Here is a 22,476-nt window from a genome sequence, read left to right as displayed (position 1 = left end):
TTGGGCGGTATTGCCCCGGAACCTCAATACTGCGTCCCGCATAATTGGCCGGCCGGAATATCCGGCCGCAGCATCCCCGCCAGGGGATAGTCGAAGAAGCCAAGGAAGGAGATGTAGTTGAAGTCCAGCATCAAGCATCGCGTATCGCGCAGCGCGCGTTTCGCCGCCATGGCCATTGCCGGCCTGGCCGCCGCCCACACCGCCCCCACTGCCCTCGCCGCCGAAGCGTGGCCGGCCAAGCCGATCAAGGTAATCGTGCCTTACACGCCTGGCGGCTCCACCGACACCGTCTCGCGCGTCGTGTTCGAAAGAGTCTCGCAGCGGCTGGGCCAGCCGATCATCATCGAGAACAAACCCGGCGCCAACAGCACCTTGGGCGTCGGCGTGGCCGCGCGCTCGGCGCCGGACGGCTACACCTTCGTGTCGGTGCTGGCCGCCTACAGCGCGAACATGTCGCTGTATTCCAAGCTCAGCTACAAGCCCACGGACCTGGTGCCGGTGGCGGAAATGGCCGAGCTGCCGCTGTTCCTGTTCTCCAGCAAGAAGCTGCCGGTCAAGACCGTCGCCGAACTGGTCGACTACGGCAAGAAGCACCCCGACACGCTGACCTTCGGTTCCAGCGGCGTCGGCAGCTCCGCGCACCTGACGGGCGAGCGCCTGGCGATGGAATCGAAGCTCAAGCTGACCCACGTGCCGTACAACGGCAGCGCGCCGATCCTGCCCGCGCTAGTGTCCGGCGAAGTCTCCGTGGCCTTCGACCCGCTGCTGGTGCCGATGCCGCATGTGAAGTCGGGCAAGATCAATGTGCTGGCCGTGGCCTCCGCCAAGCGCTGGCCCGGCGAGCCCAACATCCCGACCATGGAAGAAGCAGGTTTCCCCGGCTTCGTGATGAGTTCGTGGACCGGGCTGATGGCGCCGGCTGGCACGCCGCAACCGATCGTGGCCCGCATGGCCAAGGAAATCGCCGCGGCCACGCGCAGCCCGGAGGTCACGAAGAAGCTGACCGACCTAGGATTTGTGCCGGTAGGCGGTACGCCTGAGGAGTTCCGCAAGCTGATCGAGCGCGATACTACGCGCTATGCGGAGATTGTTAAGGCGGGGAAGATTACGCTGGATTGAGGTTGCAGACCGCAATACATGCCCGGGTATAAACATGGCGAGCTACCAGGCTCGCCATGTTTTTTTTGGATGGCGACTTCCGAGGTAAATGAAGGTCTCTTGTCGACTGAAAAGGAACGCTGTTTCCCTGGTTAATACTCAATAGGCTCTCGTGAACCCGCCATCGTGCAGCAGGTTCACGCCAGTCATGTGATCGGAGAAGGGGGATAACAAGACTTCGACCGCCAGGGCGACCTCCTCAGGCCTTCCATACTTTCGCAAGGGGATGTTCAATGTTTCCTCGGCTAACCGTTCAGAGAAGGTCACGCCAGCCTTGGTGGCGCGCAGGTCGATCGATGCCACATAGTCTGGGGTCAGGGTGCCACCGAGGGAGAGGGTATTGACGTGAACTCCTCGTTCGCCCATCGCGAAAGCGAGCGTCTTGGCCTGAGCCAGCCAGGCACAACGCAGGACATTGCTGGTGGCGTAGTTTCCAAGGGCTTGCACTGAGGTGATGGCAGAAATGATGACAATTTTTGCCCGGCGTCCTTGGGAAGGATCTGGCCGCATTGTGGAGATCGCGCTCTTAAGGAGTTCGAGGGGGCCGATAAAGTTGCTCTGGAACAATTGTCGCCACATGTCCGCCGGAGGCTGGCAATCGCCGGTGGGCCGCATTTGCGGGGGCATCAATACGACGCCGTCGAGAACGGTTCCGTCCGTCGCAAGCTCATGGGAAAAAGATGCGATAGAGGCATCACTGGACATGTCGACGGAGATCCAGCGATGTGACGGGAGGCCCGGCCTGTCCAGCGCCGCGCAAGCGGCTTGCAGCTTGCTAATGTCGCGCGCGGCAAGAATCAGCGAATAGCCTGAGTTCGCCAGCCGTAAGCAGACGGCGCTCCCGATGCCTCCGGTAGCACCCGTCACCAGGACTACCTTGCTTGTCTCGGACATGTCGCTCTCCTTCGGTAGCCTGGTGACAGGCTTGCCATGCTCACGCAGCACGCCAGACAGGCCGATTGGCAGACATTCTGCAGGACATTCCGAGCTGGACGGGCACGCCCGTCCCCGCCTGTGTCCGTTAGTTATAGTGGACGCGGCGTGTCGCCGGCGGAAGTACCTCCAACCGAGCTGTCAGCTGCCCTTCCGGATACTGGAGGCATGCAATGCCCTGACGTCTTTCCTACGGCTGCGAATCCGGCCCGCGGCGCAGACTGACCGCCTCGCTAAGCATGTCCAGCACCGCCACCGAGTCGTCCCACCCGATGCAGGCGTCGGTGATGCTCTGCCCGTATGACAACGCGGAAGGACTGTGCACGCCCGGGGTGAACTTCTGTGCGCCGGGGAACAGATGGCTTTCGACCATTACCCCGAAAATGGAGTCACTGCCGCCGCTTATCTGTTGCGCCACGTCCCGCGCGACATCGACCTGCCGCAGGTGTTGCTTGCTGCTGTTGGCGTGGCTGCAATCCACCATCAGCGAGTTGCCGAGCCCGGCCGCTTCCAGTTCCCTGCAGGCGGCCGCCACGGAATCCGCATCGTAGTTCGGGGCCTTGCCGCCACGGAGAATGACGTGGCAGTCCGGGTTGCCCTTGGTATGCACCGTCGCCACCTGCCCGTTCTTGTGCACGCCCAGGAAGTGATGTGGACGCGATGCGGCCTGGATAGCGTCGATGGCAATCCTGATGTTGCCGTCAGTGCCATTCTTGAAGCCAATCGGTGCTGATATGCCCGAAGCCAGCTCGCGGTGCACCTGGCTCTCGGTGGTGCGGGCACCAATCGCGCCCCAGCAGATCAGGTCGCCTATGTACTGGGGCGAGATCACGTCCAGGAACTCGCCGGCCGCCGGCAACCCGAGGCGATTGATATCAACCAGCAGGCTGCGCGCGATGCGCAGGCCCTCGTCGATGCGATAGCTTTCGTCCAGATACGGGTCGTTGATCAGTCCTTTCCAGCCCACCGTGGTACGCGGCTTCTCGAAGTACACACGCATCACGATCTCCAGGGTCCCGGCGTAGCGCTGGCGCTGCTCCATCAGCCGCCGTGCGTACTCGAGTGCCGCCTGCGGGTCGTGGATCGAGCAAGGTCCCATGATCACAAGCAGCCGGTCATCCTTGCCATGCAGAATGCGCGAGATGCGCTGGCGCGTCTGGGTGACCAGGGATTCGACCGGCGTGCCCCGGATGGGGAAGAAACGGATCAGGTGTTCAGGCGGGGGCAGCGGAATGATGTCTTCGACGCGGGCGTCGTCAGTCACGCTGGTGCGGTCCGGCGGCGCCTGCCAACCCTCGGCAATGGTCAACGGAGATTTCTGTGGATCATTCATGGCTAGCTCCTGGAGAACTGGGACAGGAAGACCGCCGGCGGGTGCCAGTCAGGCGCAGCAGCGGAATCCGGAATATGTCGTTGCGATGCGGCAGGTAGCGACGGCGACGGCTCCTGAGGGACGGCCCAGGCGCGCTGGTGCGCGTCAGCAAACGCCGCATCCAGCCAGGACCTGGCTATTCTCACCCCCTCAGCCCTTATCGTCATGCATCCTCCCGAGGCCACTGTCGTGATTATCAGCCCGGCGCTGCGCAAAGCCAACCATGGCGATTGGCAAACCAGCCAATCAGCGGTCCCGACTTTTGCGGGGGAACTACGATGTCAGGCCGCCCGCCGAATGCCCATCGCCGGGGCAAGACGGCAGCCGTGCGCGCCACGAAGCTTGGCTCGAAAGCCGTCTGTGTCGCGTGCTGCGATTTGGGGAAGATCAAGCCGTTGACGCCCGGGTCGGAGTGGATTATCGAATCGATCTCACGACATGCCAACCGAAGATCCGCACTTCCTTAAAATCGCGCTCGCCCACCGGACATGTCAAAGACAGCGCCTGCATTAAAGCGGCTGGCGTCCGAACATAGCCACGCTACCAGGTGCGCAGCCTCGGCCGGATCACCCAGGCGCCCGGCCGGGCTATCAGCAACCATGGCCGCCACCTCGTGGCTGCCGAGCGCGTGAATCATGTCGGTATCCATGGGCCCGGGTGCCACGCAATTAACATAGATGTTGCGCTTCACCAGTTCGCGGCCGATTGCTTTGGTTAGAACGACCACGCCGCCGCTGGCCGCGGAGTATGCAGCCAGCCCCGCCAGCCCCTCCTTGCCAGCCAGCGAGCCCATATTGATGATGCGGCCACCTCCCCAGCGCAACATGTGCGGCAACATCGCCTGCACGACGTACATGGTCCCTAGGAGATTCACGGCGATGATGCGATGCCATTGTGAGGCTTCGTGATTCTCGAATGGCTGCATTGGGCCAAGGTAGCCGGCAGCGTTGACCAGGATGTCGAAGCGATATCCCGCATCGACCAGTCGCGCCAGCGCCAGCCCCACCTGCCCGGCATCGGAGACATCGACGACCTCAGTGCTGGCACCTTCCATCTGGAACGGCACGATATCCCAAGCATGCACACGCGCACCACTGTCGATCAGTTGCGCAACGATCGCCCGACCGAGCCCCTTTGCACCGCCGGTCACCAGCGCTGCCTTCCCCGATAGATCATAGATATTTGACACGGCATCCCCAGCGCGCCATGGCTGCGTAGAAGCGGTAGCGCGCACGGCAGACGCCGCCCCCGCTTTATGACGCAGGCAATACCCTGAGCCTTGCCTCGTCGCGTCATCGGCGACAGGACTTGCCATGCAACCCACCCGCCGATCCCTACGGTACTAGCCCTCGTCGGGCATGCTCTGTTCGCTTCCAGACAAATACTTGCATGGTCGAAGGCGGCCACACAGACATGGTGTTCGCCGGCCGTCAGATGTCAGCGGAGTCCCTCTCGCGGTCGTCAATCTGCGCCACCGTGGGCGATGAAACTCAATAACGGCCCAGACCGTGACCAGCTAGCTGCCAGTCGACGTGTAGTGGCGCAGCCCGATACGCCATGCGCCGATGGCCGCCAGGAGAAAAACGAAACCCGTCAACGGTGACACCAGCCCTGTCCAGGTCGGCGCACCGATCGGATCAGGCTTGCCCAATATCGCCAACGCAGGGTAGTAGGCGACGCAGGCCAGCGGCACAGCAAAGGTCAGCACGTACCGGAACCACCGCGCATACAAGGCCACCGGATATTGCGTCGCCTGTACGCCACCGTATGTGAGCACATTGGCGATCTCGAGGCTCTCGATGGTCCAGAAGGACAGCGTACCCTGCAACACGAGAATGCCAAGAAACAGCGCCACGCCGCCTGCGACCGCAAACAGGGCAATGGCGATTGATGCCGGTGTCCACGCGATGCCCACCTGCACCGTTGCAAAGGCCAACACCATCAGCCCTTGCAGCAATCGCCCCAGGCGGCTGATGCGGACGTCATGCCCCATTAATTGCAGAGCCAAAGGGCGGGGCCGCAATAGCAAGCGGTCGAATTCGCCGGTACGCAAAAAGGTCGTGCCCAGCACGTCGAATCCGCGCCCGATGGCATCGGCGATGGCGAACATGCAGTTCACCAACCCGTAGAACAGCGCCACTTCGCCGATTCGCCACCCCTGCACGTCGCCGAAGCGGTCGAACAGGGCCCAGACCGCGATCACCTCGATCCCGGTGGCAAGAAACTGACCCAGCGTGAGCATCAGCGCCGACGCGGGATAGCGCGCCTGGCTGCTCAGCGAGGCCATCGCAAGGCGGACGAACAATGCCAGCGAGCCCATGCGCCTCATCCGCCTTGCACGTAGAGCCGGCGCATCGTTCGGCTCATGGCCGCATGGCCGGCAGCGACCAGCAGCACGATCCACAGGCATTGAAGGCCCAATCCGGCGACCGCTTCCGCGCCGCCGAGTTGCCCGAAGTAGATGCGCGCCGGAATATCCATCACGCCAGCCAACGGTTGCATCAGCAGCACGGTTTGCCAGGCGTCGGGGAGCAGCGCCAGAGGCAGCAGGTTGCCTGAGAACACGACCACGACCGGCCCCGCCAGCGTATTGATGCCTCGTTCATTGAGCGCCGCAGCCGCCGCGATGTTGAGCAGCATCACAAGCGAGGTGGACAACAGCAGCGCAAACAGCATCGAGACGATGAAGCCCATGCCCGCTGCCGGCCCCGCGGGCGGCTGCAAGGCCCAGTCGCCAAACCCGGCCAATGGCAGCGCGATACCCGCAAACGCGGCCATCAACGCCATGCGCGGCAGCACGCGTGCCGCGATCCACCCGGCCGAGCGCGCAAACCACAGCGCATAGGCATCCACCGGCCGCAGCCTGTCGTAGGCCACCGCGCCGGTGCGCACCGCCTGCGCGACTTCCGGATCGCCCAACCACGGCAGCAGCGCGAGCAGGCCTTGAGCCAGCCATGTATAGGTGATGGCCTGTGCGAGCGACAGCGGCGCGCTCGCCGCCGCGCTGCCGTAGAACGCCACCAGAATCATGACCTTGATACCACCCCACCAGCACTGCGTAAGGAAACCCGCGTAGGCCGCCACCCGGTACTGCAGCATCTGCAGGAACCGGGACCTGAACGCCGCGAGATAGGGACGCACGAGTTCGCGCGGCGCCATCATGGACTAGGCCTCGGCCGCGCCGTGCATCGCGTAGAAACGCGCGATGACGGCCTCGATGGTCATGCCCTCGTCCTCCGCGTCCTCGGGGAGGCCCTCGTCCAGGCGGCGTGCAGCCACCACCTGCGACCGCAACGCCTCGACCGCGCAGTCGGCCAGCACGCGGCCGTGGCCAATGACGATCACCCGCCTGGCCAGCGCCTCGATGTCATGCATGTCGTGCGTGGTCAGCAGCACGGTAGTGCCGCGTTCCTGGTTGGCGCGCCGCACGAAGTCACGGACCGCGAGCTTGGAAGGCGCATCCAGCCCGATGGTGGGCTCGTCCAGGAACAGGATGTCGGGCTCATGCAGCAACGCCGCCGCGATCTCGGCGCGCATGCGCTGCCCCAGCGACAGCTGGCGCACAGGCTGGTCGAGCAGGCGTTCGAGACGCAACAGCGCGACCAGTTCGTCGCGCGTACGGGCAAAGCGCACCGGGTCGACCCGATAGATGTCGCGCAGCAGCGCGAATCCCTCACCGACCGGAAGATCCCACCAGAGCTGCGTGCGCTGCCCGAACACCACGCCGATGCGCGCCACATGCCGCTCGCGGTCATCGAACGGGACGCGTCCGTCGATTTCAACGCGGCCGCCGTCTGGCCGCAAGATGCCCGCAAGAATCTTGATGGTGGTCGATTTGCCCGCACCGTTCGGGCCAATGAAGCCCAGCAGTTCGCCGCGCTGCAGTTCGAACGACACCCCGGCCAGCGCATCGACCGTGCGATAGCGCGGCCGCACCAGCGCGCGCAACGCACCGAGCACGCCCGGGTCGCGCTCGTGGATGCGGTAGGTCTTTCGTAGATGACTGACGACGATCTGGGGCATGGCTGGGCACGATGAGGGCGGGGGATTTTACACGAAGTGCGGGCCGTGGCCTACCCCCCCCTTTCCGATCTCGCGACCGCGGTGCGGCTGTGGGACTGCTTGCCTTGCCACGAAAATCTGTGGAGGAGTCCCGCTATCTAAGGCGAACGAAGGTCTCTTGTCGACCCAAAGCGGCCATTGACGTTCCTGTTCGAGGCAGCATGACACTTGCACGGCCGCGACTCATCACGCTATTTCTTCTTCGACACAATCGCCGCCAACTTTGGCCAACGCATTCAGCAACCCTGTTCGCAGCGTGTTCAACGCAAGACTCTTTGCGTCGAGTTCGGCGAGTTTTGCTTGCAGGCACGCGACCTTTTGGTCAACGCCGAACGTCGGACTTTCCCATACATGGACAACGTCGCCAATTTCCGCCAGCGTGAAGCCCAACTCCTTCGCGTGGACGATCAGCCGTATCCGCTGTAACGAAAGTTCGGAATAGCGCTTGTAAGTGTTCGTCGCGTTAGGTTGTGTTGGTTTGTCCAGCAGACCCATACGTTCGTAGTAACGGACGGTGTCGCGCGATACACCCGCCCTCTTGCATAGCTCGCCGATGCGCATGCTGCCTCCAATCAATGTCGTGGAACGACATTTACGCTTGACCGTTGCCTATAGTCAACGGTTTAGAGTGCAACTCCCGTTCCACTCCATCAGCAAGCTATGAGCAAATCTTTCGATTTTGGCGGAAAAACAGCACTCGTCACCGGTGCATCGTCGGGTATCGGGCGCGCGTTTGCCTATGCGTTGGCCGAACGCGGTGCGAGACTCCTGCTGGTCGCACGCTCTCACGACAAGCTGCGCAATCTGGCCGCAGAACTGCGACGCGACTATGCGTGCGACGCCGATTTTCTGACGGTCGACCTGAGCGCGGCCAACGCCGTCGACACGATCGATCGTCATCTGAAGCAAACCGGCACGGTCGTCGATGTGCTAATCAACAATGCGGGCTTCGCAGCTTACGGGCGCTTTGAAACGATTCCGTTGACGTGCCAGCGCGATGAAGTTCTGGTGAACTGCATCGCCGCGATCGAGCTGACTCATCTTCTGCTGCCGGGGATGCAAGCGCGATCCGACGGCGCAGTCATCAACGTCGCGTCAACCGCGGCATTCCAGCCCGATCCGTATATGGCCGTCTACGGTGCGACGAAGGCCTTTCTCCTGTCATTTTCGGAAGCTGTTTGGGCTGAGAACCGGCATCGGGGCATCCGGGTCGTCGCGCTATGTCCTGGCGCGACGCAAACGGCCTTTTTCGACGTTGTTGGCGCGAAGGAGGCTGCTGTCGGCGTGCCGATGCCGGTCGCGAACGTGGTGCAGGATGCCTTGTGGGCGCTCGATCGCAATCTGAGCTATTGGGTTGTGGGGGCGCGAAATCGACTGCTGGCGAACTTACAGAGACTACTGAGCCGCCAGATGTCGGCTCGGCTCGTTGAGAAAATCCTTCGGCCAAGAGAAGTTCAGGATCTCGCGGCAACAGATCTCAAGGCGTAGGGCTGCGCCGTTTCCAGATGGTAGTCTCGACGTCGCGATCCTCAGATCGTCTTCGGCGGATAGCGAATGGCTGCAACTGGCCGACAAGCGACCTCCGCCGATCACTACTCGAACAGCTGCTGACCCGCGCAACGGATGAGCAGCGCTGGACGGCAAAACGGCGTGAGCCAGATGGTCTCGCGCCGTTTGCCTCTTCCCGATGGTCGACGGCAGCCTCAAAGAGGCTGGGCGGCCCACCAGCGATGCAAGCTGCAGATCCGCACGAGATCCGGAGCTTCGAGGCGATATGCCATCACCGCGCAAAACTGCGATCCGGCACGCATTCCGGCCCGACCGCAGCGACCGGACGCTCAGCCCAGCCCGGTTGCCATCGCCGGGTCCGTCACGCCATGCTGGCCGGTCTCCAGGCGACCTGCGAAGCGCCGTTCGAATCCGCTTTCGGCTTCCGTGACCGTGAAGTCGTACCAGTTGCCGCTCTCCTGCAGCGGCCAGTGGTGCTCCACCTCGGCGCCGGCCGTGATATGGAGTTGCCACGGACCGTCGTTACGATAAGCGTTGGGCGTCACCACCAGCGTCAGCGGCTTGCCGCCACCGTTGACTGCGCCCTTGCTGTCGTTGCGTGCCGACAGGTAGACACTGCCCTTGTCCAGGTCGTAGCAGACGCGTACCTCAGGGGCATCGGCCATGGCGTCCGCAGGCAGCTGGCCCTTGAACATGCGCACGAAGCCGTTAGGCCCGTAGACCGCCAGGTCATAGCGCCCGTTGTCCGTGGTGCGCGCATCCCATTCATCGTCCAGCGTCTTGCCGGGCTCGACCGTGTAGCGGCGCGGAATCTGGTCCAGATGGAGCCGGTCGTAGACATGGAAGACCGTGCCCTGCTCCCCCGTATTGCTGAAGATCAGCTTCAGCTTGCCTATGGTGGGCTCGGCCAGCGCACTCGCATGGAGGACATAGGGCAGCGCGCGCGAATACTTGGTGCCAGTCTCCTGGAACAACGACGCCGGCACGGCCGGTGCCGTCGCCTTGGGTTTCGCCAGCTGCTCGGCGATCACCTGCTGGTAGTTGCTGGTATCCGGCAGCGTCGGAAACACCTGGTCATTCGGCGTCCTGAAATCGAAGACGGAAGTCAGGTCGCCGGCCACTGCGCGGTGCCACGGGCTGATCGCGGGCACCGTGATGCCGAAGCGCTGTTCCAGGAAGCGCCCCATCGAGGTGTGGTCGAACACCTGCGAGTTGATCCAGCCGCCGCGCGTCCACGGCGAGATCACATACATCGGCACGCGCGGGCCGAACCCGTACGGGCGCAGGCGGATGGTCTCGCCGCTGGTGGTGGTGCCGTCGAGCGCCGTATTGCCGGCGGTGTCGAAGTATTCGCCGGTGACGTCGACAGTCGACTTGCCGTGCAGGACACCATTGGCGTCGTAGGACGGCACCGCGGCCGGCGGCATATGGTCGAAGAAGCCGTCATTCTCATCGAAGGTGATGAAGAACACGGTCTTGCTCCAGACCTCCGGATTGGCGGTTAGCGCCGTCAGCACCGTGTTGATGAAGGCCGCGCCTTCGGTTGCGCTCGACGGGCCGCCCGGATGTTCGGACTGCGCCGGCGTCGGCAGGATCCAGCTCACGGCCGGCAGCGTGTCGTCCCGCACATGCGCGGCCAGCTGCTCGATGGTCCAGCTGCTCATGCCGTTGTCGTAGAGCGGATTGCCCGGCTGCGATTCACGAAAGCTCTTGAAGGCGAGCCCGCCATGCAGCAGGCCGCCCCAGTTGGCGTTGGGGTTCTGGTAAATGCGCCAGCTGACGCCCTTTGCCTGCAGCAGTTCCGGCAGCGTGGACCACTGGAAGGCGGAACCCTTGTATGTGTAGCCCGGCGTGGGCAGCTTGCCGCCCACGCTGCAGCGCAGGTTGTTGACCTCCGCATCGTCAAGCGTGCAGTTGCGCCCCGCCTCGCGCATCGCGGGGTTGTAGTTGGAGCCCGACATGAAGGTGATGCGGTTCGGGTCGGTGCCACCGGCGTGGCTGCAGTGGTAGGCGTCGCAAAGCGTGAAGGCCTCGGCCAGCGCGTACTGGAACGGAATGTCTTCACGACGGTAGTAGCCCATCGAATGGTCGTTCTTGTACTTGGCCCAGAAGCCGAAACGGCCCTGGTTCCACGCATTCTGCGCATCCATGAAGCTGTGCGGCGTGCCGGAGACGCGCAGCGCGTTGACGGTCGCGCTGTCGAGGTGGAACGGCGTGATCTCGCGCGTGCCGTTCGACTCGTACCACACCGGCTTGCCTGACGGCACCGGCACCGGGAAGCGGTCGCCGAAGCCGCGCACGCCGCGCATGGCGCCGAAGTAATGGTCCAGGGCGCGGTTTTCCTGCATCAGGATCACCACGTGCTGCACGTCCTGGATCGTGCCGGTATTGACCGCAGCGGGAACGGCGAGTGCGCGCGCGATACTGGGCGGCAGCATCGACAGAACCGAAGCAGCGGCCGCGCTTTTGACGGCGCCGGTAAGGAAGGTGCGTCGATCGATTTTGGTCATGATCGGGGAATGGTAGGTGCGGACGATGGGGGGAGGATCGCGGGCGTGTCAGGGTGCGCAGTGCATGCCCTTCTTCGACGCTGCCGCGTCGTCGGCTGCTGCCGCCTGCATGGTTGTCTTGACGGCCTGGGGAGTGATGCTGCTGCTATCCTCGCCGCCACCGCACGCGGTGAGGGCAAGGGACAAGAGCGCCGCGAGCAGCGCGGCACGGCCATACCACAATGGCTTTTTCATGAGGACTCCTAGTGTTCGAGGGTCAGGGGGACGGGGCTGACGCGACTCGAAGACTAGGTTCCCCATGTGACATATAAATGAATATTGCTCAATTCATTTGTTTGCACATTTGAATTATCCTCATTCCTTGGACGTGGAACAGCACCCGCTCCCGCCACTGACGGGAGCAAGGCTGGACGACAACTGCGGCAGGAGAATGTCAGGATGCCGGCGCGGGCCGGCTGGGGCTCAATATCGCTTGAGCGACAGGACGTCGAACGTACGCCGCAGCGTTTCGACGGAGGTGTCGTAGTCGGTAAGCGCGAGGCAGGCGATCAGCACATCGATGATCGCCAGTTGCGCCAGGCGGCTGGTCATCGCCTCGGTCCGGAAGCGGGTCTCGCGCGCCATCGTGAACAGCACGACGTCGGCGAAGGCCTGGATCGGCGACTTGCCGAAATTGGTGATGCAGATGGTGCTGGCACCGCTCTCCCGGGCCAGCCGCGTGGCTGTCACGGTTTCGTGCGTGCTGCCCGAATGCGAGATGGTCAGCGTGGCAACCCTGGGGCCCGCGAGCGATGCGCTGATGGCCTGGATATGCGAATCCACGACCGCCTTCACGTTGAGCCCGATCCGCAGCATGCGGTACTGCGCATCCTCGGCGATTGGCGCCGCGCTGCCAATGCCATAGATCTCGATGCGTTCGGCCGCCCTGAGCAATGCGACCGCGCGCTCGATCGCGGCCACGTCGAGCACGGCGCTGGTGTCATGCAGCGTCTGGACGTTGCTCTGGAAGATCTTGCGCATGACCGCCGGGCAGGTGTCGCCGGGCTCGAGGTCTTCGTGGATGATCTGGACCCCCTGCACCAGTTCCTGCGCCAGCAGGATCTTCAGTTGCTGGAAGCCCGTCGCGCCCAGGCTCTTGCAGAAACCGACCACGCTGCCCTCGCTCGCACTGGTGCGCTCGGCCACTTCGCTGACCGACATATGGATCACGGTCTGCGGATACCGGGTCACGAAATCGGCAATGCGCTGCCCGGCCGGCCCCAGCGAGTCCCGCATGCTGTGAATGCGCGCGAGCATCGCCGACGTGGTGGCCGACGGCGGTGCTGGCTCGGCGGTCTGCGCGGCCTCCGTTCTGGCCGATGACGCCTGCGACGATGATTGCCGGCTCTGCGATACGCCCGCGCCGCGGCGGCCCTTTACCATGGGCCCCGCCCGCCCACGGACTGACGGTAGGGCGCGAAGCCAGGGTGGCAAAACGGAATCGGCATCGATCGACCTGCAAAAGTGTATGGTGAATTCAGTGTTCCGGATGAAACCGGCAAGGCACGGCACGATGATAACTGTTTGCGTTGACGGTACCGTTTTCCGTTGCCCCTGCCACGGAACTGGTCGCGAGCGCCCGGCTTCCATGCAGAGTGTTGCATCCGGTCCGCTGTCCGTCTCAATGAAAATCCCGGCTCCCCACCATCAACCGCCCCAGCATCGGGCTTAGATCCACCAGTTCCTTGGCCACCAGGTGGCGCACGTCGCCCTGGCGCTGCCAGGTGCCGACCACGCCCAGCAGCGTGGCGCCCAGCACCTCCTTGCGCTGGCGCTCGACCAGGTCGGGCCACAGGATCAGGTTGACGGAGCCGGTCTCGTCCTCGATGGTGGCGAAGATGGTGCCGCTGGCCGTGGATGGGCGCTGGCGCACGGTGACGATGCCGCAGGCGCGCACGCGGCGGCCGTTGGCGCAGCGCGCGAGCTGGCTGGCAGTGGCAAAGCGCATGGCCGCCAGCTTGTGCCGCAGCAACGCCAGCGGGTGCGACTTGAGCGACAGGCCCAGGCTGGCATAGTCCGCCGTCACGTCTTCGCCGAGCCGGGGCGCGGGTAGCGCCAGCGCGGCTTCGGCGGGCGGCGCTTCGTACAGCAGGTCGCGGTGCGCGGCATGCGCGGCGGCGGCGCGGGCCTGCCAGCGGGCTTGGCGGCGGTTGCCGGCCAGCGGTGCCAGAGCGTCGGCGGCGGCCAGCACGTCGATGTCGTGCCGGTCCAGGCCGGCGCGCAGCGCCAGGTCTTCGACGCTGTCGAACGGACGCTGGGCGCGCGCGGCCTCGATGCGCAGCGCGGCCGCTTCACGCATGCCCTTGACGCGGCCCAGGCCCAGGCGCACGCGCGGATGCTGCGGCCTGGTGCGGGCCTGCGCGTCGGCGACATCGGCCTCCACCGGCTCCAGCGTGCTGTCCCAGTGGCTGAGGGTGACATCCACCGGCAGCACCTGCACGCCATTGCGGCTGGCGTCCTGCACCAGTTGCGACGGCGAATAGAACCCCATCGGCTGGCTGTTCAGCAGCGCACACAGGAAGGCGGCCGGATGATGGCACTTGAGCCAGGCGCTGACATAGACCAGCTTGGCGAAGCTGGCCGCGTGGCTCTCGGGGAAGCCATACTCGCCAAACCCCTCGATCTGCTTGCAGATCGCCAGCGCGAAGGATTCCGGGTAGCCGTTGCCGGTCAGCGCGCGCACCAGCGCGTCCTGGTGCTGGCGCAGGTCGCCGCGCCGCCGCCAGGCCGCCATCGATCGGCGCAGCTGGTCGGCCTGCCCTGGTGAAAAACCGGCCGCGTCGATGGCCAGCTGCATCACCTGCTCCTGGAAGATCGGCACGCCCAGCGTGCGGCCCAATACCTTTTCGATGACCGGGTTGAAGTAAGTGGGCGGCTTGCCGGTGCGGCGGAAGGCCTCGCGCCGCTTCAGGTAGGGATGCACCATGCCGCCCTGGATCGGGCCGGGCCGCACGATGGCGACTTCCACCACCAGGTCGTAGTACTTGCGCGGCTGCAGCCGCGGCAGCATCGATTGCTGCGCGCGCGACTCGATCTGGAACACGCCGATGGTCTCGGCCTTGCAGATCATGTCGTAGGTGTCCGGGTCTTCCTTGGGGATGTCTTCCATGCGCGCCGGCAGCCCCGCTCGCGCCGGGTCCGGGTTGGGGATCATCTGCAGCGCGCGCCGGATCGCCGACAGCATGCCCAGCGCCAGCACATCGACCTTGAGCAGGCCCAGCGACTCCAGGTCGTCCTTGTCCCACTGGATCACGCTGCGGTCGGCCATGGCCGCGTTCTCGATCGGCACCAGCCGCGACAGCTTGTGCCGCGCGATCACGAAACCGCCCACATGCTGCGACAGGTGGCGCGGAAAGCCGCGCAGCTGCGCGGTCAGGCTGGCCCACTGCTGCACCGCCGGCGATTCGGGATCGAGCCCATAGCGGGCGATCTTCTCGACAAAGCCGCGGCCGCCGTCCCACCAGGCCTGGCCCTTGACCACCTGCTCCACCACGCTGGCATCGATGCCCAGCGCGCGGCCCACGTCGCGCAGTGCGCTGCGCGAGCGGTAGGTGATCAGCGACGCGGCCAGCGCGGCGCGGTGGCGGCCGTATTTCTTGTAGATGTACTGGATCACCTCTTCGCGCCGCTGGTGCTCGAAGTCCACGTCGATGTCGGGCGGCTCATCGCGCTCGCGCGACAGGAAGCGGCCGAACAGCAGGTTGGCCTGCTCGGGGCTGACCTCGGTCACATACAGGCAGAAGCACACCAGCGAATTGGCGGCCGAGCCGCGCCCCTGGCACAGGATGCCCTCCCCGCGCGCAAAGCGCACGATGTCGTGCACGGTGAGGAAGAAGGGTTCGTAATGCTTTTCCTCGATCAGCTGCAGTTCTTCTTCCAGCTGTGTCTCCCACTCCGGCTTCAGGCCGTTGGGAAAGCGCTCCAGTTTGCCGCGCGCGACCTCCTTGCGCAGGTAGGAGATCGGCGTCTCGCCGGCCGGCACCAGTTCCTCGGGGTATTCATAGCGCAGCATCCCCAGCGAGAAGTCGCAGGACTCGGCAATCTTCAGCGTCTGCGCCAGCGTCTCGCGCGGGTACAGGCGCGACAGCACCTGGCGCATGCGCAGGTGCTGCTCGGCATTGGGCGCCAGCGCCATGCCGCATTCGGCCAGCGGCTGGCCCAGCCGGATCGCGGCCAGCACATCGGACAGCGGCTTGCGCGAACGCACATGCATAGTGACCGCGCCGGCCGCCGCCAGCGGCACGCCGGTCTGTGCCGATACTGCTTCCAGACGCGCGCGATGCAGTGCATCGGCATGGCCCTGCAACTGCTCCAGCGCGATCCAGGCGCGTTCGCCGAAGACCGCGCGGCACCACTCGGCCTGCTCGCGCAGCAGTTCAGGATCGGCGCAATAGTCGGGCAGCAGCAGCGCCACGCAGCCGGGCATGCCGCGCAGGTGCGCTTCGTCAGCGGCAGGCGCGGCCAGGTCCTCGGGATGCAGCCGGTAGGTGCCCTTCTGCGCGCGCCGCCGGCCCAGCGTGATCAGCTCGCTCAGGTTGCCAAAGCCCTCGCGGTGCTGGGCAATCAGCACCAGCCGCAGCGGTGGGCGCGCCGAACCATCGGCCGGGGTCAGGCTGAAGCGGCTGCCGATCAGCAACGCGAAGGCATCGGCAGCGCGGGCCAGCGCCTGCAGCCGTTGGTGGCGGCTGGCGTGGGCATGGGGATCGTCATCGCCGGCGTCAGGCTCTTCGTCATTGTCCAGCAGCGGCTCATCCACGCCCTCCTCCCCGCGTGCCGCGCTGCGCGCCACCGCATCGTGCAGGCGCTTGCGCAGGGTCTCGATGGCATCGTGCGCGCGCGCGGTGCCGGCCACCGAGCATTCATCGGTCAGCGCCAGCCCGCTGTAGCCCAGGCGGAAGGCGCGCTCGATCAGCTCGCCCGGGTGCGAGGCGCCGGTCAGGAAGGTGAAGTTGGAGATGCAGTGCAGCTCCACGTAATCCGGCAACGCCGGCAGCAAACCCGGCAACGAGGCAGGCAAGGACAGCGCGCTCATGCGAACAACCCATGCAGGAACCAGCGGTACTCGCCGCCATCGTCCTGCGCCGCATGGCCCGGGCGCTCGCGGAAGATCCAGCAGCGCAGGCCGTCGGCGCGCTCGGCGATAAAGTAGTCGCGCGTGGCCAGCGCGCCGTCCCACCAGCCGGCCTCGATGCGCTCAGGGCGGCTCAGCAGCGCCAGCGGGCCGCCGTGGCAGGGCCGGTGGCGCTGCACCGGCAGCGGCAACGGTTGCGGCAGCAGCCACAGCGGGCGCTCCGGCTGCGGGCCCGGCAGGCTGGCGGCCTTGTTGCCGCCGGGCTCGTCGACCGGGCACCAGCGGTTGGCGCGCTCGGGCCGGTGGTCGGCCAGCGGCCGCGGCTGCAGCACGTTGTCGCGGCCCAGCCGCGCCATCAGCGTATCGAGCAGGCGGCCCAGGTCTTCCGGCGTGCCGCCGGGCTCGGGGAACAGCGCATCGCTTTGCGGCACGCATGCGGCCATCGCCTCCACGCGCAGCGCCAGGCCAGTCACCGGGGCGTGGAAATTGAGCTTGTCGAGCTTCTCGCGCAGCAGCCGCGACAGGTGCGCGGGGTCGCGGCTGGGCTGGGCCAGGCCCACCGGCACCTCGGTGCCGTCGGTGTCCACGCCGCGCCGGTAGCGCTCATGCTCCAGCACCAGCACGCAGCGCGTGACGCCGGCCTGCTGCACTGCCAGCCAGCCCGCCAGCGCCAGCAGCAGGCGCTGCGCGCCGGTCAGCACACCCTCAGCGGATTCGATGCGGCCCGGCAGGTCCATGCGCTGCGCAAACGCGGGCGGTGCCACAAACCAGACAAAGCGCGCCGGCGTGTCGCCATAGGCCTGGTCCAGCCGCGCCAGCAGCGCCGGGCCCAGCCGGCGCGTCAGGCCCGCGCGCGGCAGGCGCCGCACTTCGCCCAGCGTGCGGCAGCCGATGCCGTCCAGCCAGGCCGGATCGGCCAGCGTGTGCAGCGCCTCCACCGGCAGGCGGTCCAGCAGCCGGTGCAGGCGCGCCATGCCCACCGCGCGGCGCCCGGGCCGCACCACGCCGCGCCGCGTGCGCCGCAGCGGCTGGCGCGCCAGCCACGCGGCACCGTGCGCGGTCGGACCGGAGCCCACCTGGGCAAAGGTGCCAAGCTGGCGCACGCAGGCGCGCACCGCGCGGCACAGCGCGCGGTGGCCGCCAAACAGGCGCAGGCTGGCGGTGACATCCAGCATCACCGTGGCCGACTCCGGTTCCTCGTCGACGGTCACGCCCGGCGTGAAATGCAGCAGCGCCAGCGCCACCGCCTCCATCAACGAAGCTTCCGCGGCCAGGTCGCGCTCCAGCTGCACGATGTCGGCCGACAGCGCCTGCACGCCGCCGCGGCGCATGCCGTAGCGCACGCCGAGCTGCATCGCCGGGCCGTTGGCCAGCACCACCTGCTCGCGCGCCATCACCGCCACCGGCAGCGCATGGTGCAGCGTGGCGGTGGCGGCAGGCGGGCTCACGGCGGGCGCCAGCTCAGGCCAGTTGGGCTGCAGGGCGTCCAGGGGCAGGCGCGGCAGGTGCACCGCGATCCAGTACGACATCGGAAGAAGATGGAGAAGACGATTCAGACAAGGCAGGTGCTCCTGCCGGGACAGGCCAGGCGGCTGCGCGCGTGGCCGCTGCCATCCCGTCCAGGCGCAGCAGCAGCGGCGTGTCCCGCACCGGCCCGCGCCGCTTGTGGAAGGTGATCGACAGCACATTGCCGGGCAGCGGCGCCAGCAGCAGCCGCAGCACCGCCGGCGACGACTCGCGCAGCGCCGTGGCCGGGCGCAGCGCCCATGCCACCGCGTCGCCGGTCTGCGCCAGCACCTGCAGGCGGCGCAGCGCCTCGGGGCGGGCCGCGGGCAGCCAGACCAGCACGCCGCCAAAGGCCTGGCTGCGCAGCACCTGCTCGGCCGCCCACAGCATGTCGGCCTGTTGCGCGGCCTTGCCGGCGCCGGCCGGGGGGCGCATCCAGTAAAGCTGGCGCGCCGGCAGCCCGGCCGCGGCCAGCCCCATCGCATTGGGCAGGTAAGGCGGCGCCACCAGCGCGATGCGGCGCCCCGCCCCGGCCAGCGCGCGCAGCGCCGGCAGCAGCAGGCGCAGCTCGCCCGCGCCACCCTGCGCCGTCAGCAGTTCCGTCAGCCCGCCCGCCGGCCAGCCGCCGCCGGGCAGCTCCGCCGACAGCGCGTCATATCCGGTCGGGCATACCGCCGCACCGCCGGCACGGCCCAGCTGGCCGGCCCGCCACAGCCCGGGATAGCGCTGCTCGAGCGCCGACAGCGCCTGCTGGCGCGAGGCCGGGGCAGACGGGGCAGGCTCCGGGGGCGCCGGCGCAGGGAACAGCAGGCCCTCCGCCGCCATGGGCGGGGCTGCGTGCGATTGCGCAGTCATGTGGAGTTGGCGTCGCTCGCCGGGGCGGCGAGGAACTAGTATGATTACGATAACTGTATATTTATACAGTATCCGGTGCCAGCGCAAGGGGTAGCGGCGAGGGGTGGCCTGGGGGACACCGGGGAAGTGAGACGGGCGGGCGGCGGCCCGTCTTCATGTGCTCCCCAGCCGGTTTCATCCCGGGCGGCGGTCCGCAATAGAAAAAATAATTCGATAGCATTAATTTTCTAAAATATAGCTACTATCGAATGATATGTGCCTGGCTATCGGCGCGCCGATGTATCATACTAAAACATGCATACATCAGCGAAATAATGCTATGTCATTAGTTTCCCAGTGCCGCGACATGCGTAAAGCGAGAGGCAAGACCCTGACCGATCTCGGGCGGGTGCTGGGCATGGCAAGCCAGAACCTGTCGGCGATTCTGCTGGGGAAGAAGGACAGCCGCGCATCGACCCTCGAAGCCCTGGCGGCCGCGCTGGATGCGGAATGGGTCCTGGTGCCCAACGAGCGGGCACAGGAAGTCAGGCAAGTCCTCGAAGGCAAAGGCAGCGGGCCCGACCGCAGTGCCCGCAGCGCGGTCGACATCTTCCTGGACCAGGAATGAGCTACGAACTGCATCCGCGCTTTCTTGAGGTCCGGCTGTACGACCAGCTATGTGGCTACCTGTGCGAGGCCAGCGGCAATGTCCGGTTCGTGCCATCCGAAGCCTTCCGGGGCGACACGCGCCGCCCCACGCTGAGCCTGTCGATCAGCGTCCCGACCGAGGCCGGCCGCAAGGCCACCGCCGAGGTGCTGGACAACCCCTTTCATCCTGCCGTCTACAGCACGGGCCATGAACTGCCGCCCTACTTTGCCGGCCTGCTGCCCGAGGGCGAACTGCGCAAGCGGCTCGAGGCAACGCGGAGCAATCCCGATGACAAGGACGATTTCGGCATCCTGGCATCGGCCGGAAATGATCTCCCTGGGGCCGTCGTCATCGTGCCGGCGGACATCGGCGCCTTGCCGGAGTATGCGCGGACGTATGGCGTGACCGGCGGCGCGGACAACCTGGAAATTGCCGTGGTGGAGGGCGCCACGCAGGGCGCGGCCTCGGTGTCCGGCGTGCAGAACAAGCTGGCCCTGTCGACAGTGCTGCAGGACAAGCGCTACACCCTGCCAGCCAAAGGCAGGGTGTCCGACATCATCGCCAAGCTTCCTGCCCGGAACGATGATTCGCAGGTATTCAACGAATCGATCTCGATGCAGCTCGCGGCCGCCGCCGGCGTCCATGTTGCGCCGACGAGAGTGCTGCCAGTCTCGACCATCGAGGTCGAGGGACTGGTTGAATCGTTGGGCGAAAACCTGCACTACCTTGCGGTGGACAGGTTTGACCGCACTCCGGCCGGACGTGTGCACGCCGAAGATGGCTGCCAGATGCTGGGCAGGATGCCAGCGAAGAAGTACGCCGGCATCGAGAGCTACATTCAGCTCGTTGCCACCCTGTATCGCCTGAGTCCGAGCGGGGTCGAGCATGCCCGGCAGTTCTTCCTCCGCCAGGCGGTCAACACGCTGATCGGCAACAGCGATGCGCACCTGAAGAACTTCTCGGTAACCTATCACAACGGGGTCTTGCCAGAACTGTCACCGGCGTATGACATCGTCTGCGTGGCCGCCCTTCCCGGCTTTGCGACCTATGGCCAGAACGTTGCCATCGACAAGCGGCAGCGTGAAGAAACCCTGGCAACGTATGAGACCATCGCGGAAAAGGCCGGCGTCCCGCGGCGCATTGCGACCGCCGCCGTCAGGGAAGCCGTCGCGCTGGCGCATGCCAACTGGCCGCGCATGCTGGACGACCTGGGCGCGCCGCAGGCCATCCGCAATGTCGTTGCCGAGCGACTGCAGACGCTGCCGCTTGCGCGGGCCGGCAGGCCGGCCAGGTGAGGCGCCCGCCAGCCGCCCTCACGGCGCCTGCATCGACACCCCATAGCCGGCAAAGATGCGCGCCAACTCGCCATTGCTGCGCAGCGCGCTCAACGCCTTTTCCAGCGCTTCGGCCAGTTCCCGCTCGTCTGCCTTGACCGCCAAGCCGACGGCCCACCCGCGCTGCGGCAGCAGCGGCGCGCTGGGTTCCGTCGCGGCAAAGCGCGCCCCGGATTGCCCCGCGGCCTTGAGCGCGCTCTCGTATTGGGCGCGCGTCACCATCGCCGCCACGATCTCGCCGGAAAACAGCGCGCGCAATGCCGCGTCGGCTTCGGGGTAGATCCTGACCTTGTCGCGCAAGGCGCCGCCCGCGCCGGACAGCAGCGCATTGGCCCCGGCCGAACCGGCTGCGGCGCCGGTCGGCTGCCCGGCCAGGTCTTCCAGGCCGCGCACCGCCGGCACGCGCTCGCGGTCCTGCACCAGCACGAAGGTCTCGCGGTAATACGGCGCGAAGATCAGCGCCTTGTCGTTCTCGCGCATGAAGGCGCGGTCGACCGGCACGTGCAGCATCACGTCGGCTGGCCCGTAGCCAAGGTAATGGCCGCGCCAGACCATGGCACGCAAGTCGTCAGCCATGTTTTCATCCGCATCGAACGGCATCAGCGCCACCGACAGGCCCAGCTCCTTGCCCAGTGCCCTGGCCAGGGCCACATCGATGCCCGCGACCTGGCTGCCCGCGATCGCGGAGAACGGCGGCAAGCCTTTGTAGACCGCCACCTTGAGGGTGCCGGCCTGGCGGATCCTGGCCAGGTCGGCCTGGGCCGGTTGCGCGCAGACGAGCGCGGCGGCAGCCAGCAAGGCGCCGCACAGCCAGCGCACGGCGCCGGCCGGCGCCGCCGGCATGGGGGACACGGAAAGCCTAGGGCCGCGGACAGGGCTGGCAGGCATGGGATGGCTCCTGGAAGATGCGTTGACCCGGCACTGCGGGCCGGGGCTGGACAACGGGAAGGGCTGCCGGCGCAGCCGCCCCTCACTCGCGGCGCGACTCCAGGTAGGTCTTGATGGCCCACACCGCCTCCTGGCTCAGCACGCCGTCGAACGGCGGCATGTACACGCGGCCGTCGCGCGTGCGGCCCTTGCGCACGGTGGTGGTGTAGAACTGCGAGATCTCGCTCATGCACGCCTCTTTCTTCTTTGCATCCGCCAGTGAGACGCAGTCGCCGTCAAGCTTGCGCAGGTCCGGCGCGATGCCCCCTGACACCGCTTCCAGGCCATGGCAGCGCGCGCAGTTCTGGTTATAGGCCGAGGTGCCGATGCGCAGCGCCTCCTTGTGCGCATCGCCGCTGCGGTAGGGATTGTCCGGGCGCCATTCGTCGCCCAGTTGTGGTAACGCTTTGGTATCGACGGCCTGGGGCGTTACGTCGCCATGGGCCAGCACAGAGCCGGCCGGGACAGCGGTCAGGGACGCGCAAAGCGCGAGCAAGGCAAGCAGGCGGCGCTGCGTTTTCATGGATGTCTCCTACAGTGGATGGGTCTTGGTGGTTTGCCCCATTTCCGCA

The 22,476-nt window shown here is 66.2% G+C and carries 19 protein-coding genes; 4 read left to right on the top strand and 15 right to left on the bottom strand.

What is annotated here, in order from left to right:
* Nucleotides 1-117 precede the first annotated feature (117 nt).
* Nucleotides 118-1,119 (top strand): Bug family tripartite tricarboxylate transporter substrate binding protein, encoded by a 1,002-nt coding sequence (locus CNE_RS23165; protein WP_013952710.1) that lies wholly within the window; start codon nucleotides 118-120, stop codon nucleotides 1,117-1,119.
* 138 nt (nucleotides 1,120-1,257) lie between these two features.
* Here CNE_RS23165 and CNE_RS23160 read toward each other — a convergent pair whose 3' ends face one another.
* The 7 genes from CNE_RS23160 to CNE_RS23130 form a co-directional block, all read right to left on the bottom strand.
* Nucleotides 1,258-2,052 carry an SDR family oxidoreductase gene (locus CNE_RS23160; protein WP_013952709.1) on the bottom strand — a complete coding sequence of 265 codons (795 nt, stop codon included), beginning with the start codon at nucleotides 2,050-2,052 and terminating at the stop codon, nucleotides 1,258-1,260.
* Between the two features lie 229 nt (nucleotides 2,053-2,281).
* Nucleotides 2,282-3,424, bottom strand: coding sequence for a 3-deoxy-7-phosphoheptulonate synthase (locus CNE_RS23155; RefSeq protein ID WP_013952708.1), 1,143 nt, complete (start codon nucleotides 3,422-3,424; stop codon nucleotides 2,282-2,284).
* Nucleotides 3,425-3,926: 502 nt separating this feature from the next.
* Nucleotides 3,927-4,652 (bottom strand): SDR family NAD(P)-dependent oxidoreductase, encoded by a 726-nt coding sequence (locus CNE_RS23150; RefSeq protein WP_041228607.1) that lies wholly within the window; start codon nucleotides 4,650-4,652, stop codon nucleotides 3,927-3,929.
* 327 nt (nucleotides 4,653-4,979) lie between these two features.
* Nucleotides 4,980-5,783 (bottom strand): ABC transporter permease, encoded by an 804-nt coding sequence (locus CNE_RS23145; RefSeq protein ID WP_041228606.1) that lies wholly within the window; start codon nucleotides 5,781-5,783, stop codon nucleotides 4,980-4,982.
* Nucleotides 5,784-5,788: 5 nt separating this feature from the next.
* Nucleotides 5,789-6,622, bottom strand: coding sequence for an ABC transporter permease (locus tag CNE_RS23140; RefSeq protein ID WP_041228844.1), 834 nt, complete (start codon nucleotides 6,620-6,622; stop codon nucleotides 5,789-5,791).
* Between the two features lie 6 nt (nucleotides 6,623-6,628).
* The gene (locus CNE_RS23135) at nucleotides 6,629-7,486 is read right to left on the bottom strand and encodes an ABC transporter ATP-binding protein (protein WP_013952704.1); all 858 of its coding nucleotides are present in this window, start codon (nucleotides 7,484-7,486) and stop codon (nucleotides 6,629-6,631) included.
* 225 nt (nucleotides 7,487-7,711) lie between these two features.
* The gene (locus CNE_RS23130) at nucleotides 7,712-8,086 is read right to left on the bottom strand and encodes a heavy metal-responsive transcriptional regulator (RefSeq protein WP_013952703.1); all 375 of its coding nucleotides are present in this window, start codon (nucleotides 8,084-8,086) and stop codon (nucleotides 7,712-7,714) included.
* A 99-nt stretch (nucleotides 8,087-8,185) separates the two neighbouring features.
* Between CNE_RS23130 and CNE_RS23125 the strand changes: the two genes are divergently transcribed.
* Nucleotides 8,186-9,013: an SDR family NAD(P)-dependent oxidoreductase gene (locus CNE_RS23125; RefSeq protein WP_013952702.1), complete on the top strand. Its 828-nt coding sequence runs from the start codon at nucleotides 8,186-8,188 to the stop codon at nucleotides 9,011-9,013.
* Nucleotides 9,014-9,363: 350 nt separating this feature from the next.
* Here CNE_RS23125 and CNE_RS23120 read toward each other — a convergent pair whose 3' ends face one another.
* The 6 genes from CNE_RS23120 to imuA form a co-directional block, all read right to left on the bottom strand.
* Nucleotides 9,364-11,544, bottom strand: coding sequence for a phosphocholine-specific phospholipase C (locus CNE_RS23120; protein ID WP_013952701.1), 2,181 nt, complete (start codon nucleotides 11,542-11,544; stop codon nucleotides 9,364-9,366).
* A gap of 48 nt (nucleotides 11,545-11,592) precedes the next feature.
* Nucleotides 11,593-11,778 (bottom strand): hypothetical protein, encoded by a 186-nt coding sequence (locus tag CNE_RS23115; RefSeq protein ID WP_041228605.1) that lies wholly within the window; start codon nucleotides 11,776-11,778, stop codon nucleotides 11,593-11,595.
* A gap of 228 nt (nucleotides 11,779-12,006) precedes the next feature.
* Complete coding sequence (locus tag CNE_RS23110; RefSeq protein WP_238553125.1) at nucleotides 12,007-12,966, bottom strand: MurR/RpiR family transcriptional regulator; 960 nt, start codon at nucleotides 12,964-12,966, stop codon at nucleotides 12,007-12,009.
* Between the two features lie 238 nt (nucleotides 12,967-13,204).
* Nucleotides 13,205-16,615 (bottom strand): error-prone DNA polymerase, encoded by a 3,411-nt coding sequence (locus CNE_RS23105; RefSeq protein WP_013952699.1) that lies wholly within the window; start codon nucleotides 16,613-16,615, stop codon nucleotides 13,205-13,207.
* On the bottom strand, nucleotides 16,612-18,183 hold the full coding sequence (locus CNE_RS23100) for a Y-family DNA polymerase (protein WP_013952698.1): 1,572 nt from the start codon (nucleotides 18,181-18,183) through the stop codon (nucleotides 16,612-16,614). The genes CNE_RS23105 and CNE_RS23100 overlap by 4 nt, the downstream gene beginning before the upstream one ends.
* Nucleotides 18,116-19,015, bottom strand: a complete 900-nt coding sequence (gene imuA / locus CNE_RS23095) for a translesion DNA synthesis-associated protein ImuA (protein WP_238553124.1) — start codon at nucleotides 19,013-19,015, stop codon at nucleotides 18,116-18,118. The genes CNE_RS23100 and imuA overlap by 68 nt, the downstream gene beginning before the upstream one ends.
* Before the next feature lie 346 nt (nucleotides 19,016-19,361).
* Between imuA and CNE_RS23090 the strand changes: the two genes are divergently transcribed.
* Both CNE_RS23090 and CNE_RS23085 read left to right on the top strand, forming a co-directional pair.
* Nucleotides 19,362-19,622: a helix-turn-helix domain-containing protein gene (locus CNE_RS23090; RefSeq protein ID WP_013952696.1), complete on the top strand. Its 261-nt coding sequence runs from the start codon at nucleotides 19,362-19,364 to the stop codon at nucleotides 19,620-19,622.
* Nucleotides 19,619-20,938 (top strand): type II toxin-antitoxin system HipA family toxin, encoded by a 1,320-nt coding sequence (locus tag CNE_RS23085; RefSeq protein ID WP_013952695.1) that lies wholly within the window; start codon nucleotides 19,619-19,621, stop codon nucleotides 20,936-20,938. Before CNE_RS23090 ends, CNE_RS23085 begins: the two co-directional genes overlap by 4 nt.
* Nucleotides 20,939-20,956: 18 nt before the next feature.
* Here CNE_RS23085 and CNE_RS23080 read toward each other — a convergent pair whose 3' ends face one another.
* Both CNE_RS23080 and pedF read right to left on the bottom strand, forming a co-directional pair.
* Nucleotides 20,957-21,865 carry a substrate-binding periplasmic protein gene (locus CNE_RS23080; RefSeq protein ID WP_013952694.1) on the bottom strand — a complete coding sequence of 303 codons (909 nt, stop codon included), beginning with the start codon at nucleotides 21,863-21,865 and terminating at the stop codon, nucleotides 20,957-20,959.
* Nucleotides 21,866-21,947: 82 nt separating this feature from the next.
* On the bottom strand, nucleotides 21,948-22,427 hold the full coding sequence (gene pedF, locus CNE_RS23075) for a cytochrome c-550 PedF (RefSeq protein WP_013952693.1): 480 nt from the start codon (nucleotides 22,425-22,427) through the stop codon (nucleotides 21,948-21,950).
* Nucleotides 22,428-22,476 lie beyond the last annotated feature (49 nt).

Origin of the sequence: Cupriavidus necator N-1 (assembly GCF_000219215.1) — a bacterium.
In the GTDB taxonomy this organism is placed as follows: domain Bacteria; phylum Pseudomonadota; class Gammaproteobacteria; order Burkholderiales; family Burkholderiaceae; genus Cupriavidus; species Cupriavidus necator.
This window is presented reverse-complemented; position numbering and strand designations above follow the sequence as displayed.

Excerpts from the sequence above, each read along its gene's own strand:
- CNE_RS23135 (WP_013952704.1), bottom strand. The coding sequence starts at position 7,486 with ATGCCCCAGATCGTCGTCAGTCATCTACGAAAGACCTACCGCATCCAC.
- CNE_RS23100 (WP_013952698.1), bottom strand. The coding sequence starts at position 18,183 with ATGTCGTACTGGATCGCGGTGCACCTGCCGCGCCTGCCCCTGGACGCC.
- CNE_RS23110 (WP_238553125.1), bottom strand. The coding sequence starts at position 12,966 with ATGGTAAAGGGCCGCCGCGGCGCGGGCGTATCGCAGAGCCGGCAATCA.
- CNE_RS23105 (WP_013952699.1), bottom strand. The coding sequence starts at position 16,615 with ATGAGCGCGCTGTCCTTGCCTGCCTCGTTGCCGGGTTTGCTGCCGGCG.
- CNE_RS23125 (WP_013952702.1), top strand. The coding sequence starts at position 8,186 with ATGAGCAAATCTTTCGATTTTGGCGGAAAAACAGCACTCGTCACCGGT.
- CNE_RS23155 (WP_013952708.1), bottom strand. The coding sequence starts at position 3,424 with ATGAATGATCCACAGAAATCTCCGTTGACCATTGCCGAGGGTTGGCAG.
- CNE_RS23145 (WP_041228606.1), bottom strand. The coding sequence starts at position 5,783 with ATGGGCTCGCTGGCATTGTTCGTCCGCCTTGCGATGGCCTCGCTGAGC.
- CNE_RS23090 (WP_013952696.1), top strand. The coding sequence starts at position 19,362 with ATGCGTAAAGCGAGAGGCAAGACCCTGACCGATCTCGGGCGGGTGCTG.
- CNE_RS23085 (WP_013952695.1), top strand. The coding sequence starts at position 19,619 with ATGAGCTACGAACTGCATCCGCGCTTTCTTGAGGTCCGGCTGTACGAC.
- CNE_RS23160 (WP_013952709.1), bottom strand. The coding sequence starts at position 2,052 with ATGTCCGAGACAAGCAAGGTAGTCCTGGTGACGGGTGCTACCGGAGGC.
- CNE_RS23080 (WP_013952694.1), bottom strand. The coding sequence starts at position 21,865 with ATGCCTGCCAGCCCTGTCCGCGGCCCTAGGCTTTCCGTGTCCCCCATG.
- imuA (WP_238553124.1), bottom strand. The coding sequence starts at position 19,015 with ATGACTGCGCAATCGCACGCAGCCCCGCCCATGGCGGCGGAGGGCCTG.
- CNE_RS23140 (WP_041228844.1), bottom strand. The coding sequence starts at position 6,622 with ATGGCGCCGCGCGAACTCGTGCGTCCCTATCTCGCGGCGTTCAGGTCC.
- pedF (WP_013952693.1), bottom strand. The coding sequence starts at position 22,427 with ATGAAAACGCAGCGCCGCCTGCTTGCCTTGCTCGCGCTTTGCGCGTCC.
- CNE_RS23130 (WP_013952703.1), bottom strand. The coding sequence starts at position 8,086 with ATGCGCATCGGCGAGCTATGCAAGAGGGCGGGTGTATCGCGCGACACC.
- CNE_RS23115 (WP_041228605.1), bottom strand. The coding sequence starts at position 11,778 with ATGAAAAAGCCATTGTGGTATGGCCGTGCCGCGCTGCTCGCGGCGCTC.
- CNE_RS23120 (WP_013952701.1), bottom strand. The coding sequence starts at position 11,544 with ATGACCAAAATCGATCGACGCACCTTCCTTACCGGCGCCGTCAAAAGC.